The organism is Shivajiella indica (genome assembly GCF_042683085.1).
Lineage (GTDB): Bacteria > Bacteroidota > Bacteroidia > Cytophagales > Cyclobacteriaceae > Shivajiella > Shivajiella indica.
This window is the reverse complement of the sequence record NZ_JBHUIV010000005.1, coordinates 1-19,860: the sequence shown is the minus strand read 5'-3', so window position 1 is coordinate 19,860 and position 19,860 is coordinate 1. Positions and strand designations below refer to the sequence as shown.

15 protein-coding genes and 1 tRNA gene are annotated in these 19,860 nt (G+C 39.0%); 12 read left to right on the top strand and 4 right to left on the bottom strand.

Features of this window, described 5'->3' with window-relative positions; genetic code table 11:
- The first annotated feature begins 138 nt into the window (after window positions 1-138).
- The 6 genes from ACFSKV_RS02245 (at window position 139) to lpxB (ending at window position 7,783) form a co-directional block, all read left to right on the top strand.
- On the top strand, window positions 139-3,201 hold the full coding sequence (locus tag ACFSKV_RS02245) for a SusC/RagA family TonB-linked outer membrane protein (protein WP_380800042.1): 3,063 nt from the start codon (window positions 139-141) through the stop codon (window positions 3,199-3,201).
- 20 nt (window positions 3,202-3,221) lie between these two features.
- Window positions 3,222-4,748 carry a RagB/SusD family nutrient uptake outer membrane protein gene (locus ACFSKV_RS02240; RefSeq protein WP_380800041.1) on the top strand — a complete coding sequence of 509 codons (1,527 nt, stop codon included), beginning with the start codon at window positions 3,222-3,224 and terminating at the stop codon, window positions 4,746-4,748.
- Between the two features lie 14 nt (window positions 4,749-4,762).
- Window positions 4,763-5,260, top strand: a complete 498-nt coding sequence (locus ACFSKV_RS02235; RefSeq protein WP_380800040.1) for a DUF4843 domain-containing protein — start codon at window positions 4,763-4,765, stop codon at window positions 5,258-5,260.
- 72 nt (window positions 5,261-5,332) lie between these two features.
- Window positions 5,333-6,007: a hypothetical protein gene (locus ACFSKV_RS02230; protein WP_380800038.1), complete on the top strand. Its 675-nt coding sequence runs from the start codon at window positions 5,333-5,335 to the stop codon at window positions 6,005-6,007.
- 134 nt (window positions 6,008-6,141) lie between these two features.
- Window positions 6,142-6,561 carry a 6-pyruvoyl trahydropterin synthase family protein gene (locus tag ACFSKV_RS02225; RefSeq protein WP_380800035.1) on the top strand — a complete coding sequence of 140 codons (420 nt, stop codon included), beginning with the start codon at window positions 6,142-6,144 and terminating at the stop codon, window positions 6,559-6,561.
- Window positions 6,562-6,664: 103 nt separating this feature from the next.
- On the top strand, window positions 6,665-7,783 hold the full coding sequence (lpxB, locus tag ACFSKV_RS02220; protein ID WP_380800034.1) for a lipid-A-disaccharide synthase: 1,119 nt from the start codon (window positions 6,665-6,667) through the stop codon (window positions 7,781-7,783).
- A gap of 119 nt (window positions 7,784-7,902) precedes the next feature.
- Here the strand turns inward: lpxB and clpX are convergent, their stop codons facing one another.
- The 4 genes from clpX to ACFSKV_RS02200 all read right to left on the bottom strand — a co-directional run bounded on the left by clpX (window position 7,903) and on the right by ACFSKV_RS02200 (window position 11,406).
- Window positions 7,903-9,129: an ATP-dependent Clp protease ATP-binding subunit ClpX gene (gene clpX, locus ACFSKV_RS02215; protein WP_380800033.1), complete on the bottom strand. Its 1,227-nt coding sequence runs from the start codon at window positions 9,127-9,129 to the stop codon at window positions 7,903-7,905.
- On the bottom strand, window positions 9,129-9,803 hold the full coding sequence (locus tag ACFSKV_RS02210) for a ClpP family protease (protein WP_380800031.1): 675 nt from the start codon (window positions 9,801-9,803) through the stop codon (window positions 9,129-9,131). The genes clpX and ACFSKV_RS02210 overlap by 1 nt, the downstream gene beginning before the upstream one ends.
- Before the next feature lie 83 nt (window positions 9,804-9,886).
- Window positions 9,887-11,215 carry a trigger factor gene (tig, locus tag ACFSKV_RS02205; protein ID WP_380800028.1) on the bottom strand — a complete coding sequence of 443 codons (1,329 nt, stop codon included), beginning with the start codon at window positions 11,213-11,215 and terminating at the stop codon, window positions 9,887-9,889.
- A 109-nt stretch (window positions 11,216-11,324) separates the two neighbouring features.
- A tRNA-Leu gene (locus ACFSKV_RS02200) sits at window positions 11,325-11,406 on the bottom strand.
- A gap of 133 nt (window positions 11,407-11,539) precedes the next feature.
- On the opposite strand from ACFSKV_RS02200, the gene ACFSKV_RS02195 reads away from it, so the two are divergent.
- The 6 genes from ACFSKV_RS02195 to ACFSKV_RS02170 all read left to right on the top strand — a co-directional run bounded on the left by ACFSKV_RS02195 (window position 11,540) and on the right by ACFSKV_RS02170 (window position 19,503).
- Window positions 11,540-13,762 (top strand): RelA/SpoT family protein, encoded by a 2,223-nt coding sequence (locus tag ACFSKV_RS02195; RefSeq protein WP_380800027.1) that lies wholly within the window; start codon window positions 11,540-11,542, stop codon window positions 13,760-13,762.
- A gap of 109 nt (window positions 13,763-13,871) precedes the next feature.
- The gene (locus tag ACFSKV_RS02190; RefSeq protein WP_380800026.1) at window positions 13,872-14,339 is read left to right on the top strand and encodes a Fur family transcriptional regulator; all 468 of its coding nucleotides are present in this window, start codon (window positions 13,872-13,874) and stop codon (window positions 14,337-14,339) included.
- Window positions 14,336-14,680 (top strand): STAS domain-containing protein, encoded by a 345-nt coding sequence (locus ACFSKV_RS02185; protein ID WP_380800024.1) that lies wholly within the window; start codon window positions 14,336-14,338, stop codon window positions 14,678-14,680. The genes ACFSKV_RS02190 and ACFSKV_RS02185 overlap by 4 nt, the downstream gene beginning before the upstream one ends.
- A gap of 89 nt (window positions 14,681-14,769) precedes the next feature.
- Window positions 14,770-16,041, top strand: coding sequence for an adenylosuccinate synthase (locus ACFSKV_RS02180; RefSeq protein ID WP_380800023.1), 1,272 nt, complete (start codon window positions 14,770-14,772; stop codon window positions 16,039-16,041).
- Window positions 16,042-16,135: 94 nt separating this feature from the next.
- Entirely contained in the window at window positions 16,136-18,487 is a 2,352-nt protein-coding gene (locus ACFSKV_RS02175) for a PKD domain-containing protein (protein ID WP_380800022.1), read from the top strand.
- Entirely contained in the window at window positions 18,484-19,503 is a 1,020-nt protein-coding gene (locus ACFSKV_RS02170) for a PorP/SprF family type IX secretion system membrane protein (protein WP_380800020.1), read from the top strand. Before ACFSKV_RS02175 ends, ACFSKV_RS02170 begins: the two co-directional genes overlap by 4 nt.
- Window positions 19,504-19,860: the final 357 nt, after the last annotated feature.

The window sequence follows — 19,860 nt, the reverse complement described above, 5'->3', positions numbered from 1 at the left end:
AATATTTTATATCATTTTAAATATTAAAATTTTTAAAGAATAGATAAAATAACATTAAAGTGGAAATTTTTTAAACGGTTTTGCATTATCTCAAGTTAATAAATAAAATTGAAAATCGTTAAACCAAAAATTTCAATTATGAGGAAAGTTTTACTTCTAGGACTTACACTTCTTTTTGCAGTTGCTTCGGCATTTGCCCAAAGTCGTGTGGTGACTGGAACGGTAACCTCCGGAGAGGATGGATTGCCAATTCCAGGTGCATCAGTCATAGTGAAGGGTACCACGATAGGTACCGCTACCGACTTAGACGGTAATTATTCACTGAATGTCCCACAGGAAAACAATACACTTGTTTTCAGTTTTGTGGGTTCTGTGACTCAGGAGGTCAACATTGGCAACCGAACGCAGATTAATGTGGTATTGCAACCCGATACCAGAAGTTTGGAAGAGGTAATCGTAACCGGTTACGGAACCCAGCCAAAAAGAGAAGTTACCGGTGCGGTATCTTCAGTGAAAGGTGAACTGATCGAAAACTTACCTATGCAGTCTTTTGACAGGGCATTGCAAGGTAGAGCATCAGGTGTTCAGGTTCGTTCAGCAAACGGTCTTCCAGGTGGTGCGGTAAATATTCGTATCCGTGGTGTGGGTTCCATTACTGCTGGAAACGAGCCTTTGTTTATTGTGGATGGTGTTCAGTTGAACAACCAGTCAGATGCTTCTTTTACTCAGGCAAACCCACTGGCTTTCTTAAACCCAAATGATATTGAGTCTATGGAAATCCTTAAAGACGCTGCGTCTGCAGCTATTTATGGTTCCCAGGCAGCTAATGGGGTTGTAATCATTACTACAAAGAAAGGTAAGTCCGGTAAGGCAAGATTTGAATTCAATGCTTTTGCCGGTCAGACGCAACCCATGAAATATTTGGATGTGCTAGGTGGTGCTGAGTGGTATGAAATGAGAAGGGATGCTTTCATCAATTCTGGGAATACTTTACCGGAAGCAAATGCCTTATCCAATATGGCTAGATTACCGGCAAATTGGCAGTCATTATCCAGAGAGGAATTGGATGCCATCGGATTAGCCCTTCCGACTTATGATTGGCAAAGAGAGGTTATGGGAACTGGAAATCTTCAAAATTATGAGTTGAATGTTTCAGGAGGTGATGACAAAACCCAATTCTTTTTGTCCGGTTCTTATAACTATCAGGAATCTTCTTTTAAACCTGTTGATTTTGAGAGAGGAACCTTCAGGACATCTATCAAACACAAGGCAAACGACAGATTGGATTTGGAGACCAATATTAACCTTGCCACTGTAACCCAAAACACTCCTTTTGCGGTTCAAGGGTCTTTTTTGGGTAGTCCTGCATTCTCCTCTTCTGCTGTATTACCGCACAACCCTATTTATAACGAAGATGGTTCTTACAATACCTCCATCGGTGGTGTTTTAGGACAAAACGTGGTGTTGGTTAATGATTACAATTCTGGAAAATCAACTACCAATACTGTTGTAGGTAATGCCATAGCTTCTTATAAATTAATGGATAACCTGGTTTATAGAGGATTGGTTGGTATTGATTACAGATTGATTCTTGAAGAACAGTATAGAGACCCTCGTACTCCTGATGGAGCAGGTGTTCGAGGTAGAGCAACTTCTGCCAATGACTGGAGGGCAAGATTCATCACAACCCATACCGTTAATTGGAATAAAACCTATAACAATGTCCATAACTTATCAGTATTGGGAGGATACGAATATGTATCCGAAACTAGAGAAGGATTGAGCGGTGAGACAATAGGTTTTCCAACTTTCCAATTCCGGTACCTCCAATCAGGTGCTGAGCCAGTATTTGCTTCAGGATTCTGGACTGGTTACAGAAGACAGGGTGTTTTTGCCAATGCAAATTATAACTACAAAGAAAAATACCTCTTTACTGCCACTGCCCGTTATGACGGTTCTTCCAGATTTGGTGCAAATACCCAGTACGGTCTTTTTCCTTCTGTGAGAGCAGGTTGGAATATTGCCATGGAGGATTTCTTAAAAGATTCTGAAGTAATTACAGACTTGAAATTGAGAGCTTCTTGGGGAAGAACTGGTAATGACCAAATCGGAAACTTTGCAGCAAGAGGTTTGTACAGTGGCGGCGGAAATTATTCAGGTTCTGCAGGTATCCGACCAACAAGTTTAGCTAACCTTGATTTGGGATGGGAAACCAATGAAACCATTAACATTGGTGTGGATTATGGTTTCTTAGGGAACAGGATCACAGGTAGTGTGGATGTATTTGACAGAAGAACAAAAGATTTGTTATTGAATCAGCCTATCCTTTGGACCAATGGTTTTGAATCCATCGCTAACAACGTGGGTGAATTGATGAATAAGGGGATTGAATTTGAATTAAGTACAATCAATATTGACAGAGGAGGATTCTCTTGGAGAACTACTTTCAACTTCACCTATATCAGGAATGAGATTGTCAGATTATATGATGATTTGGAATTCCTTCCTGCAAACCCAGGATTAGCTGTCGGCCAACCAGTAGGTAACCCACCATTCCCTGGAGCACAGGCTCCTGGTTCTTGGTTCGCTGCGGAATATGCTGGAGTTAACCCTGCCACAGGTCGTCCAATGTGGTACGATATAAATGGTAACAGAACTTATCTTCCAATTGCGGCTGATAGGGTCTACTTCGGTTCCAGCTTAGCACCGATTTATGGTGGTCTAAATAATACTTTAAGATACAAAGGATTTGAATTGACTGCCTTCTTCACTTATGAATATGGTGCAGTTGTCTCCGATGGCCAGTATAGTTTCTTGAGAGAAAACGGAACCCGTTTGACATTGAATGCTTTAAGGGAAGTGAATGACAGATCTTGGAGACAGCCTGGAGATATGACAGATATCCCAAGAAACCTAGCCTTGAACGGCGGTAATGAGGTAAGAAGTCAAGGAAGAAACTTCGGTACTGCAGGTTTGTTGAACGCAGACTTTATCCGATTGGCTCAATTGACAATTGGATATACTTTCAACCCTACCTTGGTTAGAAATCTAGGTCTTTCCAGAGCAAGAGTGTATGCACAAGGATTGAATTTATGGACATACTCTGAATATCCTGGCTATGATCCGGAATTCGTGGGAGTTGGTACAGGTCAGATTCCTTTGACTAAGAACTATACAATTGGTGTTCAGTTAGGATTCTAAAATTGAAAACAATGAAAAAGATGAAATTAATATATAACTACGCAATAGCACTTCTTCTCGGAGTGGGTATTTTGGCTACCTCCTGTAGTCTGGATGTGGATCCGAGACAGTCTATTGACGCCAATGGTGCTTTGAACACTCCAGATGGTTTGGAAGCTGCTTTGAATTCTGTTTATGCGAGATTAAGAGCGGAATCTAATTATGGGCGTGATTTGTTAGCCATGGCTGATGCACTTGCAGATGTAGGAAGGACTACTTCCAATTCAGGCCGATTGATTCAGGAAAATAATAACCAGCCAAATGCCCACTTTACTGCTGGATTTTGGGCAAACAGTTATTTCGCGATCAATGAAGCTAACTTGATCTTGGATCAGATAGCAAGAGGAGTAACTGGTGCTTCCAATGCACAGTTAGCAAGATGGGAAGGGGAAGCAAAATTCCTGAGAGCCCTTTACTATTTTGATTTGGTGAAAGCCTATGCATATATGCCTACAGCTGTTTACCAGCCAGGTGTAACAGACGAAGGTGGCGTACCAATGCCTTTGGAAGGGTCAATCACTTCCGATATAGCTTTTACAAGAAATTCTCCTCGTGCTACTGTTGCTCAGAATTATGACCAAATTTATGCGGATCTTAATTCAGCCATTGAACGCTTGGGTGTGTCCAGTAGATCAGGTTCTCAATATGCTTCTGTAGGGGCTGCTCAAGCCTTATTGTCAAGAGTTGCTTTATACAGAGGTGATTGGGCTACTGCTGTTTCTGCTTCAACTGCTGCTTTAGCTTCTTCTGCCGGAACTGTATTAGGAGGAGAAGATTATGTTGCAGGTTGGAGGTCTTCCATCCATCCTGAATCTATGTTTGAAGTTAGAATTCAGCTGGCTGCAGAGGCTTTGGGTGTAAACGTATCGCTTCAGTCTTCTTACACTGCTTTATTGAACCTTGACAACAAAAATGCCCAAGGAGGTTGGGGTGATTTTATCCCTTCTCCTCAAGTACTTGGTTTCTTTGGATTATCCCAAGTATTAGTAGCAGAAGGAGCTGATCCAGCAAATAATAACAACTGGACAGTAACCAACAATGATGATATCAGAGGTCAATTGTACACAACGGGTAATACTGTAAGAGGCGCAGGCCGTCAGATTGAGTGTATCAAGTTTATCAGTAAGAATGGTTTTGCTTATGGGGACAATATTCCTGTAATCAGAAAGTCTGAAATGCATTTGAACAGAGCAGAAGCCAACTTCCAACTTGGAAATACTGCAGAAGCTTTGGCAGAGTTGAATGCCTTCAAAGCATTGAGAGGTTTGGAAGCTGTAAACTTGTCCGGTGATGCAATTCTGGAAGAAATTTTATTGGAAAGATTCAAAGAGTTTGCATTCGAGGGTCAAAGATTCTTTGATTTGAAGAGATATGGCAGGAATATTGATAAGACTTCTTATCTAGCAGCTTCAAATTTCTTACCTTTCGACGATTTTAAGATTCTTCCTCCAATCCCTCAAAGAGAAGTTGATGGTAATGTTAATCTAAACCAAAACAGAGGATACTAAAATTGAAAATGACTATGAAAAAGATATTATCTATATTTTCACTGGTGGTGGTTTTTGTCCTCGGTTCTTGTATCGAGCAAAACTATCCTATCTGGGAGGGTGCTGAAGTGGAATTTCAAGCAGCTGTAGTAAATGCACCCGTAGCAGGTCAGAACTATCCTCGGTTGACTGTTGGCAATGATGTTGCAGGTGGAGTGGTAAACCTTCAAGTGAACCTTGTAGCGAGACAGAGGCCAAATGACGAAACGATCACTTATAGGGTAGTTCCTGAAGGAACAACAGCTGTAGCAGGTACAGATTTTAATGTAAGCGGTTCTTTAACTATTCCTGCAAATACCAGTTTTGGTACTTTGTCAGTAGGAATTGTGAATACTGGAGCCGTTGGTGGATCTGTTGACTTGTTGTTGGAACTTGAGGGGAATGCCAATATTATTCCAAGCGAAAATTACAAAAGAGTACAGTTAAGGATTACAAGACCGAATCCTCCAGCAGAAGAGGGAGAAGGTTCGTAATTAACACTATAAAATAAGTTGAAAAGAGGCTGATCCTATTTGTGAGACAGCCTCTTTTTTTTAGATTTGAATATGAAAAAGTTTAGTTTAAGTTTACTGGTTTTATTAACGTTTATTGGATTGACAAATAATACCTTTTGCCAGTTGCAGGTTCTGAGGGATCAGGGAACAGGCATTCCTGTCCTCGCAAATCCTTATCCTGAAGTGAAAGGGACTCCTTACTGGAGTGAATTTGAAATCGGGAAAATTATTTTCTCTGAAAAAGATACTGCAAGCAATTTGGTTATTGCATTCAATGCTTTTAACCATACCTTGGTTTATAGTATGGATAGGGAATTGTTGGCATATTCACCTGGGAAAATTTCCGGTTTTATATTAAGTCCTGAAAACAATCCTCAGATTTTCCGTTCGGGGTATATGATTCCCAATATCGGGAAGAACCGCTTTGTTGAAGTCCTGGTTGATGGGGATTATACTTTGGTCAACCACAAATACAAGAAGATGATTGATGATCCTGGAGCAACTTATGGATCCCAAAGAGCCAAGACTTTTGCAAATGCAGAGGATCTGTACCTCTATAAAGACGGTCAACCTTTTCTTTGGAAAAGCAGACGGAAGAACCTTATAGAAATCTTTGGGGAGGAAGGCTATAAAAAAGTCAATGAATTGGCCAATACCTATAATCTTGATTTAACCCAAAAAAATGACATCAAAAGATTGGTTTATTTCCTGAACAGCGGTGTTTGATAAAAACATTTTTTAATTTATTCACTATCCGAAAAATATATCGGAGGATTTTTGTTTTATTGACAATAGACAAAATTCATCAATTTTACCAATTACCATCTTTTTCCTTATTTTTGCGAACAATTTGATGAGTGATGATATACGTTTGCAGAAAAGAGCACTTCAATGCAGCACATAAGCTTTGGAATCCAAAATGGTCTGAAGATAAAAATAAGGAAGTATTCGGTCCCTGCGCCAATGTGAACTGGCATGGACATAATTTTGAACTGATTGTTACTGTCAAGGGCTTGCCTGACCCAGATACAGGATTCGTGGTTGACCTTAAGGAATTGAGTACACTCATTAAGAAATTGGTGATCGATCAGGTCGACCATAAAAACCTCAATATGGATGTGCCTTTCATGGAAGGGAAAATGGCCAGCTGTGAAAATCTGGTGATGGAATTCTGGAAAATTCTTGAGCCTGCTGTCAATCAAATTGTTCCCCATGGAAGTCTTTATAAACTAACCCTTTACGAGACCCCTAGGAATTTTGTGGAGTATTTGGGGGAGTAGGACTGATTGAAGAGAGGTTATTTTGATTTAAATAATTTTTATAATTTAGTTTTAGATTGATTTAGAATAGAAATTTTTCACAAGATCTTTCCCGTAAAAATTAATGGAATACTACATCATTTCAGGTGAAAGAAGCGGGGATTTACATGCCTCGAATCTGATCAGGTCCATCAAGGCTTTGGACCCAAAAGCTTCTTTCCGTGGAATGGGAGGAGATTACTCTTCAAAAGAAGGCCTGGTTTTGACTGCGCATTATGAGGTAGTGGCTGTAATGGGTTTTATTGAAGTGCTTTTTGGGTTTAGGAAAGTCATCAAATATTTAAATCTCATCAAAAACGATCTTTTGGCCAATAAACCTGACGTCTTGATTTTAGTGGATTATGGAGGCTTTAATATGAAAATGGCTGCTTTTGGCAAAGCCCATCATATCCCAGTCCATTATTATATACCACCAAAAGTTTGGGCATGGAATCAAAAAAGGACATTTAAAATAAAGGAATTCACTGATCAGGTTTATTCTATCTTACCTTTTGAACAGGCTTTTTTTCAAAAGTTTGGAGTAGATGCAATATATGTAGGGAATCCTTTATTGGACGAAATCGGAAAGTTTGAGCCCCATCCATTTTTTCATCAAAAAAATGAACTGAGTTACAGTCCGATCATTGCCCTTTTGCCAGGAAGTAGGAAACAGGAAGTGCAAAATATGTTGAAGGTTATGGTGGAGGTTGTCAAAAAGTTTCCCAATGCCCAATTTGTGATTGCAGGTGTGTCCAATCTTAAACAGGAACTCTATAAACCGGCAATTGATGTAGGAATCAAAGTTGTTATGGATCAAACGTATGATTTATTGCACCATGCTACTGCAGCAATTGTTACCTCTGGAACTGCAACTCTTGAGACAGCACTTTTCCGGGTGCCACAGGTAGTGGTGTATAAAACCAGTGGCCTGAGCTATGCAATTGCAAAGCGATTGATCCGCGTTCCATTTATTTCCCTGGTAAACCTGATTGCAGACCGGGAAGTGGTGAAAGAATTGATACAAAATGATTTTAATGTGGAGCGTTTGAGCCAGGAATTGAACCTTATTTTGTCCCAGATACAGTATAAGGCTTTTATTCTAAATGGATATGATGAAATCAAAGAAAAGCTTGGCAGCCAATCGGCATCTGAAACCGCAGCCAAACTCCTTGTAGAGAATCTTTCAAAAGAAAAAACCGCTTAAGATTTTTCAACTTAAGCGGTTCTATAATTCAACTGCTAAATTCCGAGAGGTATTCCCTTTTAGATTAATTAGCTATACTTTGCTGAGGGAAATTCGATTTGGGAAAATCGAATTACACTTTAAGCTACCTGTAGTTTTTTGAATTTGGATTTATCAAATTGTTCCCGAGCATATTTGGCATCAATGACCAATTCTTTCACACTTTCATCTGAAGGAAGTTCATACATAGCGTCAGTGATGATAGCTTCACAAATAGATCTCAGTCCCCTTGCACCCAAATTGTATTCCACTGCTCTGTCCACGATATAATCAATCCCACTTTCCTCAAATACCAGTTTTACTCCTTCCATTTCCATTAATTTTGTGTACTGCTTTGTCAGGGCATTTTTAGGTTCTGTAAGGATGCTTCTCAAAGCAGCTTTATCCAAAGGATCCAAATGAGTGACAACAGGAAGTCTTCCTATCAATTCTGGTATCAGTCCAAATGATTTCAAATCCTGAGCAGTGACATATTGAAGTAGGTTGCTTCGATCCACTTGTTTACCTTCATACACTTTATTAAAGCCCAAAGGTTGGGTGTTTAGCCTTCTGGCAATATGCCTTCCTATACCATCGAATGCACCTCCACAGATAAAAAGGATATTTTCTGTATTCACTGCTATCATTTTTTGGTCAGGGTGTTTTCTTCCCCCTTGAGGAGGTACATTCACGACTGTACCTTCCAAAAGCTTGAGCAAGGCTTGCTGTACACCTTCTCCGCTCACATCCCTAGTAATAGAAGGATTGTCGGACTTTCTGGCAATTTTATCAATTTCATCGATGTAGACAATACCTCTTTCGGCTGCATCTACATTATAATCTGCAGCCTGAAGGAGGCGTGTCAAAATGCTTTCCACATCTTCCCCTACATAGCCTGCTTCGGTGAGAACTGTGGCATCAGCAATGCAGAAAGGGACTTCCAATACCTTGGCGAGTGTTTTGGCAAGGTAAGTTTTTCCTGTTCCAGTATCTCCCACCATAATGATATTGGATTTTTCAATCCTGACTTCATCTTCTTCCGAATGATGTTGTCCCAATCTTTTATAATGGTTGTAGACAGCTACTGTCAATACCTTTTTCGCATCATATTGACCTATGACATATTGGTTAAGGTATTCTGTAAGCTCTTTGGGTTTTTTAAGCTTAAACTTAGGCTTTTTGACTGTTTTTTTGGTTTTTTCCTCTTCACCAAGAATCTGATAAGCCTGATCGATACAGAAATTGCAGATGTGGGCGGAAATGCCCGACACCATAAGATCTACATCTTTTTTATTTCTTCCACAAAAGGAACAGGTAACTTGTGCCATTATTTATTTTTTCTAATCAAAACTTCATCAATCAGACCATATTCTTTGGCTTCAGGAGCCCTCATCCAATAATCCCTGTCAGAGTCTCTTTCAATTTCATCATAAGATTTGCCTGAGTGGTCTGCCAATATCTGATACAGTTCCTGTTTCATGGAAAGAATCAATTTTAATGAAATTTCCATATCTTTTGATTGGCCCTGCATACCTCCTGAAGGCTGATGGATCATCACTCTTGAATGTTGGAGCGCTGATCTTTTATCTTTTGCTCCTCCGGCCAATAATACCGCTCCCATAGAGGCTGCAATTCCTGTACATATAGTCGCCACATCAGGATTGATATATTGCATAGTATCATAAATTCCCAATCCAGCCGTTACAGAACCTCCGGGACTGTTGATGTACAAGAGTACATCTTTTTTAGGATCGGTAGATTCAAGGAACAATAATTGGGCCGTGATGATATTGGCAATGAAATCATCTACTTGAGTGCCCAAGAAAATGATTCTATCCATAATCAACCTGGAGAACACATCTATTTCCCTGAAATTTGTCGGTCTTTCTTCAATAACTGACCGTGTCATATTTTCCACATGGGTGGTGTATTGGTCAAATGCATTGCCGCTGATACCTCTGCTGTGTACCGCGTATTTTCTGAATTCGTCTTTGTTGAACATGTTTTTATCCTTTTTGTATAGTGCAAAAATAAAAAAAGCCCTTACTTAATGAAGGACTTTTTAATAACGATTTATCCGGATAATTAGTTTGCCAACAAATCCTGGAATTTATCTACGGAAATTTCTTCTTCCTTAACCGCTGCTTTTCCTTTCACGAAGGATAAAACTTTATCATTTTGTACTGAAGTCAACATCTGCATGTAGTTTTGACCATCGTTTCCTTTTAGGTAATTGTCCACAAACATATCCATGCTGGCTTCCAATTGAGCACCAAGTCCCGAAGAAGCAAACTGCTCTCTAATCATTTCTTTTGTCTTTTCAATGACATCTTCATGCTCAGCCTGGATTTCGTTTTCTTTTGCAATGGCATTTGAAATGATAGTCCATGCCAACTGTTTGGCATAAATTGGATATTCTTTTTCTACTTGATCTTCTGTTACTTTACCTTCATTAGCTTTTAATAACCATTCTTTCAGGAAAGATTCAGGCAAATCAATTTGGGCACTCTCAATCAGTTTTTCTTTTATTTTTTCATCACTGAAAACTTTCAGTTCCTTGTTGTAATTTTCTGACATAATGGACCTTACTTTCTCCCTCATCTCCTCCTCAGAATTCACCTGTCCTTCACCGAATAATTTGTCAAAAAACTCCTGATTCAATTCAGCCAACTCAGTTCTGTTGATATTTTGAACAGTAAAGGTGAAGTTACCTTTCAGTTCAGCTGCCTCTTCTTCAGTAATTCCAATGGTGGAAGCAAGGTCTTCTTTGATGGTTTTACTTGGCTCGAAGGTTACGGTATCCCCTTTTTTCAAACCAAGAAATTTTTTAAGTGATTTTTTGTCTACTTTGGATAATGGAAGAGAGAATGTTTTTTCAAATGAAGCATCCTCAGACTTCAGGTCACCATAAAGGAAATCATTTTCTTCACTTGTCTCCGGATTGGTCATTTTGCCATACTGGCTTCTTAGGTTTTCTATGGTATTGTCCACTTCCTTTTCATCCATTTTAATGCTGTAAGAAGTAGCTTTTAAAGAACCGTCCAAATTCACCTTGATATCTTCAACAAAACCGATTTTATACTGAAATTCAAATTCTTTTTGTTCATTCCAATCAATTTTATCAGCATCTTCAATGACAGGAAGAGGGTCACCAAGAATTCTAAATGTTTGGGATTTCAGGTAATCGTTCAGAGAGGTAGAAAGAAGATTGTTGATTTCTTCTACCATCACCGAGGTGCCATACATTCTTTTCACCATAGAAACCGGTGCTTTACCAGGTCGGAAGCCCTTGATAGTCGCTTTTCTGGCATAGTCTTTAAGTTTCGCATCAACCTTTGGTTGATAATCTGCTTCATTTAGTTTAATTTTAACTGAAGCTTGATTTGCTGAATGTTTGTCTAATGTGATTTCCAAGGTAATTTGATTTTGGTTTGATTGAATTAAAAACCCTCAATCTCATTTCTCAAATCCGAGTGCATTTTGCATCTTCGAAATCGGAACCGTGATTGAGGGCTGTAAAGCGTGCGGATGGAGGGACTCGAACCCCCATGCCTCGCGGCGCTAGATCCTAAGTCTAGTGCGTCTACCAATTTCGCCACATCCGCTTAATTGTGGACGCAAAGGTAGTAATGAAATTCAAACTTGCAAAAGTAGGTAGAAAAAAATCCTTTGAAATTGGATAAATAATTACACAATAAGCGTTTATTTTTGATATATGATTTGGCTTTCCAGAATAATATGATTCAAGTAGATTTAGAAGAAGAGAGAAAAGAGATTTTAAAGCGGTACAGGAAACTGCTCAGGACTGCCAAACCCATGCTTAAGCCTGGTGATGCCAGAACAATAAAAAAGGCATTTAATGTAGCGAGTGAGGCCCATAAGGAAATGAGGAGAAAATCAGGAGAACCCTACATTTACCATCCTTTAGAAGTGGCACTCATCTGTGTAGAGGAAATTGGTTTGGGGACTACAAGTATAGTATCGGCATTGCTACATGATGTGGTGGAGGATACCGACCTTGAATTGGAAGACATAGAAAGGGAATTCGGTTCCAAAGTCGCACAGATTATTGATGGACTGACTAAAATTTCCGGTGTTTTTGAATATGGTTCCTCCCAGCAAGCTGAAAACTTCCGGAAAATGTTATTGACCCTATCTGATGATGTAAGGGTGATCCTCATCAAGCTTGCAGATAGGCTCAACAATATGCGGACTTTGGAAAGTATGCCAAGGCATAAACAGCTCAAAATTGCCTCTGAGACTATGTATTTATATGCGCCATTGGCACATAGACTGGGTTTGTATGCTATTAAATCTGAATTGGAGGATTTATACCTAAAGTATACCGATACTGAAACCTATAATTACATAGTCAACAAAATCAATGAGACAAGGGTATCGAGAAATAAATTCATAAAAAGTTTTGTGTTGCCGATAGAAGAAGAACTTGAGGCGCAGGGTTTTGAATTCACGGTAAAAGGAAGACCAAAATCTGTTTACTCCATATATAATAAGATGAAAAAGCAGAATATTCCTTTTGAAGAGGTCTATGATCTGTTTGCCATCAGAATTATCATCAATAGTGAACTGGAAGAGGAAAAAGCAGACTGTTGGCAGGTGTATTCCGTCGTAACCGATTTTTATAGACCTAACCCTGACCGTTTAAGGGATTGGATCAGTACACCAAGAGCCAATGGGTATGAGTCACTGCATACCACTGTGATGAGTAATACTGGGCAGTGGGTGGAGGTTCAGATCAGGACAGTACGCATGGATGATATTGCCGAAAGGGGATATGCTGCTCATTGGAAATATAAAGAAATAGAGGCAGCCCAAACAAGGAGCGGATCCGGTCTGGATGAATGGATTACCCAGGTCCGGACACTTTTGGAGTCCAATGATGGGTCTGCCATCGAATTTATGGACGACTTCAGGGGCAATTTATTTCATGATGAGGTCTTTGTCTTTACCCCTAAAGGAGATTTAAAAGTACTGCCATTTGGAGCTACAGCCCTTGACTTCGCTTTTGAAATCCATACGGAGGTGGGTGCAAAGTGTATTGGAGCCAAAGTGAATCAAAAACTTGTTCCCATTAACCACAAGTTGAAAAATGGGGATCAGGTAGAGATTCTAACCTCCAACAAACAAAAACCGACTGAGGATTGGCTCAATTCGGTGGTTACTTCCAGAGCCAAGGCCAAAATTAAAGATGCGCTAAAGGAAGAAAAAAAATCCACCATGATGGATGGAAAGGAAATTGTCCAGCGCAAACTGAGGCAGATGAAGATGGATTTCAACTCTGAGGTGGTGGAACAGTTGAGGGCTTATTTCGAAACCAAAACACCTAATGAGTTTTATTATAAGGTAGGAAAAGGGATAATTGATCCAACTTCTATCAAAAGTTTTAAGGATTTTAAAGAACAGAAAAAGTCAAAGAGTAAACCAAGCTTGGACAAGGTAAAAGATGAATCAAGCTTTACAAAAGAAATCAAGAACCTCAAGGGACCTGACCATGATCAGTTGCTAATTGGGGAGGATATGGATGTGGTTGATTACATTTTGGCGAAATGTTGTAATCCCATACCCGGTGATGATGTATTTGGCTTTGTGACCGTTAATGAAGGAATTAAGATACACCGAACCTCATGTCCAAATGCCTTAGAGTTGCTGTCAAACCATGGAAATAGGGTCATAAAAGCAAGGTGGACCAGCCAGCAGGAAATTGCATTTTTGGCAGGTTTACGGATTGTGGGTACTGACAGGGTAGGGTTGATCAATGATGTGACAAAAGTGATCTCGAATGAACTTAAGGTGAATATGAGGTCTATCACTGTTGATTCAGATAGCGGTATTTTTGAAGGTACTATTAAATTATACGTGCATAGTACCCAGCACCTGGAAAAATTGGTTTCAAATTTATCCAAAGTGGAAGGAATTATTAAAGTGACTAGGTTTGATTGAGAAAAGTTTTGAGGATTTTCTTCAATATTTCCAGAGGTTATGATATCAGAGGGCCTATTTGAATCATTTCTAAATAAGAACCGTTATATTTGGCAAAAATCAGTAATTCATGGCCTTAAATGAAAGCCTTTTTGATGAGGTAAAAAAAATATTTACAGCTTATTTAGAAAATAAAAAGCTTCGTAAAACACCGGAGAGGTATGCAATTTTGGAGGAAATATATGGTAGAACCGGTCATTTTGATGTTGAATCGCTGTACATCAGTATGAAGAACAAAAACTATAGAGTAAGTCGGGCTACCGTTTATAATACATTGGATCTTTTGGTGGAATGTGACCTGGTGACCAAACATCAATTCGGTCAGAATCTGGCTCAATTTGAAAAATGCTATGGTTATAAACAACATGATCATCTGATTTGTGTGGACTGCAATAAAGTCCTTGAATTTTGTGATCCTAGAATTCAGAACATTCAAAATACAGTAGGGGATATATTGAATTTTCAGGTACTCCACCATTCTTTAATACTCTATGGTAATTGTAAGAAAGAAAACTGCGAAAACAAACCATTGATATGAAATTAACATATAATTTAGAAAAGGGTAAAAAAGCTTATTTTTTATTTGTAAAAGGGGATTTGATAGGAGATGAAGTTGGACCTCAACTCGTGGAATTTGTATCTGATGCGGTAAATGAAAAAATCAAAAACTTTGTAGTGGACCTTAGTGAAGTAAGATATATCAGTTCAAGTGGGATAGGTCTTTTGATCACTATGCTGACCAAAATGAGAAATGTAGGAGGTGAAGTTTACCTTACATCACCGTCTGAACATGTGAAAAAGTTACTTATCATTACCAAACTGAATAATATCTTCACTGTATTTGACTCTGTAGAGGAAACCAAGAAAAAATTCTCCTAAATATTCACCATTTCCTTGCAATTATTTATCCTTATTCCAAATTTCACGCTTCAAAAAGACAAACCAATAAACTTTTAAATTTTATTATAATGAAAATGGATATTCTATTAGGCCTGCAGTGGGGTGATGAGGGTAAAGGTAAGGTAGTTGATGTATTGGCACCTCAATATGATGTGGTCGCAAGATTCCAGGGAGGTCCAAATGCAGGGCATACTTTGGAGTTTGATGGTATCAAGCATGTGTTACATCAGATCCCATCAGGAATTTTCAGAGAGAATATTCAAAATATAGTTGGAAATGGTGTTGTGTTGGATCCCGTCATTTTGAAAAAAGAAATCGAGGGATTGCAAAAATTCAATATTTCATTCAAAAAGAACCTTTTTATTTCAAAAAAAGCTACGATAATTATCCCTACGCATAAACTATTGGATGCCGCTTACGAAAAATCCAAAGGGGATAAAAAAATAGGATCCACCTTGAAAGGAATAGGGCCTACCTATCAGGATAAAATAGGTCGGCTGGCATTGAGGGTAGGGGACATTCTCTCGGATGATTTTTTGGAGAAATACCAGGCATTGGTAGAAAAGCATAAAACTATCCTTTCCTTTTATGAATTTGATTTGGCGCAATTGACTGAATTGGAAAAGGCATTCTTTGATGCAGTAGAATTTTTTAAAACCTTGAATTTAGTTGACAGTGAATATGAAGTGAATGATCACCTGAATGGAGGGAAAAAAGTTTTGGCTGAAGGGGCACAGGGTTCATTGTTGGATATAGATTTTGGAAGTTATCCATTTGTTACATCCAGTAATACCATGGCGGCTGGTGCATGTACTGGCTTAGGGGTGGCACCATCCAAAATAGGAGAGGTATTTGGAATTTTTAAGGCATACTGTACAAGGGTTGGAAGTGGGCCATTTCCCACCGAATTATTTGATGGGGTGGGAGAGGCTATGAGAAAAGAAGGAAATGAATTTGGTTCAACCACAGGAAGGCCCAGAAGATGTGGCTGGATTGATCTTCCTGCTTTAAAGTATTCAATCATGATCAATGGGGTGACCCAATTGTTTATGATGAAAGCTGATGTTCTCAATATTTTTGAAGAAATCAAAATTTGTACCCATTATGAATTACCGGATGGAAGTAGAGTAGATAGGTTGACATATGAACTCAATACAGAGGATGCGAAACCTGTTTACAAAACTGTTCCAGGATGGTTTACTTCTCTGGCTGAGGTACGGGAGTATAATCAGTTTCCAAAAGAATTGAAAGATTATGTCACTTATCTGGAAGAAGAACTTGGAGTTCCTATCAAGATGGTTTCAGTTGGACCGGACAGGACACAGACGATAATGAAATAAACAATAAAAGGCTTCCCATTCCGGGAAGCTTTTTATTTTTGGGGATAATCTGTAATTTCAAAAAATCGGGTTTACGGTTTCTTCAATGAAAGCAATGGGAAATACTTTTAGTTTAAGATTAATTTTTAGTGTTACTTTTTTGGCACTTGTTTATTCTTTTTTACCAAATGTTTCCAAAGCGCAATTGGGATTCCCTTACTGTGAATCATTTGAAGGTGGAACAGTCCAGGATAACACAATATTTGGAGGAAGCGCCAGGTTGACCGATGGTGTGATCCGGCTTACCGATGCTGTAGTTGATCAAAATGGATTCATTTATATTGATATTCCTTTTTCATCAACTTATGGATTAAAAGCTTCTTTTGAATATTACAGCTATGGGGGAAGTGGAGCCGATGGCCTGTCCTTTTTTTTATTTGATGCGGAGACTCCTGTGTTTTCACCGGGTGGATTTGGAGGTTCTTTGGGTTATGCGCAAAGGAACAATGAAGCAGGGCTTTCCAGGGCATATCTAGGAGTTGGTTTTGATGAATTTGGTAATTTCGGAAATTCTGCAGAAGGAAAAAGCGGAGGTTTTTTTGGAGTAGGGACGGATTTAGTGCCTAATGCGGTAGTGGTTCGGGGGCCAGGGAATGGTTTGATTGGGTATCCTTTTGTTGTAGGGAGAAGAACAATGCAGACTGGGAATGATGGCATGCGGCCAGATGATCAATTTCCCATAAGTTCAGGAGGGTTTAATGCAAACAGAGTTAAAGATCCCAATACTCCGGGCTATAGAAAAGTATTTATTGAATTGCAGCCTAATCCTGAAGAGGGTGGTTTTTTTTTAACAGTAAGGATGATGGTAACCACTGTTCCAGGTCAGCCGAAAATGCTGACGATTTTTGATCGACCTTATTATTTTATAGCTCCCCAAAACCTAAAAGTCGGCTTCGCGGGATCTACCGGCGGCTTGACCAATATTCACGAAATCGATGACCTCATCGTGGAAGTGTATGATTTAGACGGACTGGAAGAACCATTGGCAAAAAACATTGACGACAAGGCATCTTGCGCCAGTCAGGAAAACACTTTTGAGATCACTTCAAACGAAGTGGAATTGTTTAACGAAAACTCCCAAATAGCTTGTCTGCAGTTTTACGCTTCTTTGGAAGAAATTGAAGCAGAAGATGCAGATGTGTGTTCCAGAGCAAAATGCAGACCTGAAAACAGGGTTTTGGAGCTTCCCCAAGGGGTTTTTAGGGCTGCGGACCAAGGTGGTAAATTCACTTTTTTTCCAAATCCGGAATATATTGATGATACAGTCAAGGTATATTATACAGTAACGGATAATTATGGCAAAACTTCCAAAGGGAAATATATTAGCTTGTTGATCCAGGAATCTCCTGATCCAGTGAGTTTGGTAGCGGAAGGCTTTGATCCGGAAATTGATCAAGCTAGGAGATGTGAAGGGGAAGGGATTTTGTTAAAGGCAATCGGCGATGAAGCCTACTTCTCTTTTGAATGGTATAAAAACGATGAACTGATTCCAGGGTCCAATACAGGGGAATGGTTGGCATCTGAAGCTGGCGTTTACCAAGTGATTGCTTACAATTCCAAAAACTGTCCGGCAAAATCAAATCTTTTTGAAATTATCATTCCGTCTTTTCCTTCCCTTGAGATTGATTCTCCTGTAGTAGGTTGTAGGGTTGGAATGACATTGGATATTAGGGATTATATAACTAATTATGATCTTGAGCTTTATGATTATCAATTAGAAACTCCTTTGGGCTTATTTCTGGAAAATGAAGAAATGGCATCAGTGAATATTTCTGGGACTTACTTTTTAAGAATTAAACATAAGGATTTATCCTGTTGGTCAGAGCCCGTGGCCTTTGAAGTGAAGATTGTTACAGAGGTTTTAGTTGCCAGGTTTGATTATGAGGCTGATGGAACCGGCATCAAGACAGAAGAAGAAGGGGGTATATTTATTGATGATCCAATAAGGTTTAATGATTTATCAACCGGGGGCGTGGTTTCATGGTTGTGGGAATTTGATGATGGAAATACAAGTACCTTGAGTTCACCTGTCCATGTATTTGGAAAGAAGGGGAACTTTAAGGTAAAACTTACGGTCACTAATGAATTGGGCTGTGAGAAGTCCTTTGAAATGGAAGTTCCTTTGACATTATCTTACAGGGTCATGTTTCCGACCGGGTTTACTCCCACTATGGAAGAAAATCAATTTTTCAGACCTAAAACAAAAGGTATTGTAAATATGGAGCTATTGATTTTTAACCTCTGGGGAAATATGCTTTTCCGCACAGATGTCTTGGATACTGATGGGTGGGACGGTAGGATCAACGGGGAATTGGCTCCTGCCGGGAATTATGTGTATAGGGTGAATATGGTTTCTATCGATGGCGAGTTCATTGAAGAAAGTGGGACATTTTCTTTGATAAGATGAGAAATTGGATTTTTATATTGCTTACAATTTTCCCCATTTGGCAGGTTCAAGGACAGGACATTCAATTTTCCCAATTTTATGCCGCACCCTTGTATTTGAATCCGGCATTTGCGGGAAGTTCAGAGCTGACAAGGGTAGGGGTTAATTTCAGGAATCAATGGCCGTCTCTGGATCAGACTTTTATTGCTTATTCGGCCTATTTTGATCATTTTATTAAAGATAAAAATTCAGGAATTGGACTGATTTTCAATGGAAACATGCAAAGCCTTACCAATTTATCCAATTATGAAATAGGTTTGGCTTATTCCTATAGGGTTCAATTTGGGGAGAACAGTTTCCTGCACATGGGGATTCAGGGAAGTTATGTGACCCGTTCCGCAGCCTTTGATGATGTAGTCTTAAGTACCCAATTGGATATTAATAGAGGAATGGTTTTGCCTGGACCAGGTCCGGGATTACCTGATGATAGGCAAAGGAGTTTTCCCGACCTGCATACCGGATTGCTTTTTTATAATAATAAAATTTGGTTGGGATCCTCACTTCATCACCTGACCCAACCCAATATTTCCTACTTGGAAGCAGAAGAGGACTTTCTTCCTTTGAAATATTCTGCGCATGGTGGAATCAAGTTTGATTTAGAACCTGGTTTTATCAACGATTACTTCAATAATACCAGACAGGAAAGAACTTTGTCTTTTGCATTCAATTACAAGCGACAAGGTTTATATGATCAATTGGATATTGGAACTGAACTTTATTTTGAACCAATTGTATTAGGGTTGTGGTATAGAGGCTTACCTACCAGGATAGGGCTTCCAAATAATGAAGCTTTAATAGTTATGTTGGGGTTTTCTTTGCAGAATGGGGTTGATTTAGGTTACAGTTATGACTTTACCCTTTCGGATTTGGGCTGGAGGAATTCAGGTGGGGCACATGAGATTTCTTTTCGTTATTCTTTTGTGGAGCAACTGATTGATAAAGGCAGAAAGAAAAGGTTGCCTACATTTAAATATTGATGATGGAGAAGTTGTTGTTTATTTTTTTATCTGATTATCAGTCATATTCTTCCAAAAAGGAAAATATTTTCCATAGTGCTTTTGTAATTCAAAAAAGTGTTGCACCTTTGCAAACCCAAACGACGGGACACTGAATAAACTCACCCAATATTTATTCAATATTTAATTTAACAAAGCCTAAAAGAAAAATAATAATTTAATTTTTAGGTTTTGGAAAAATAAAATTTTGATTTACCTTTGCAGTCCTGTTCGGAATGATCGGGAAAAAAGATCGGCCATATGGGCCGACGGTTCTGCCTTGAGAGGCGGAAAAAGTTCATTGAAGTGCTGGATACGAAACGACACAATTAAGAAAGA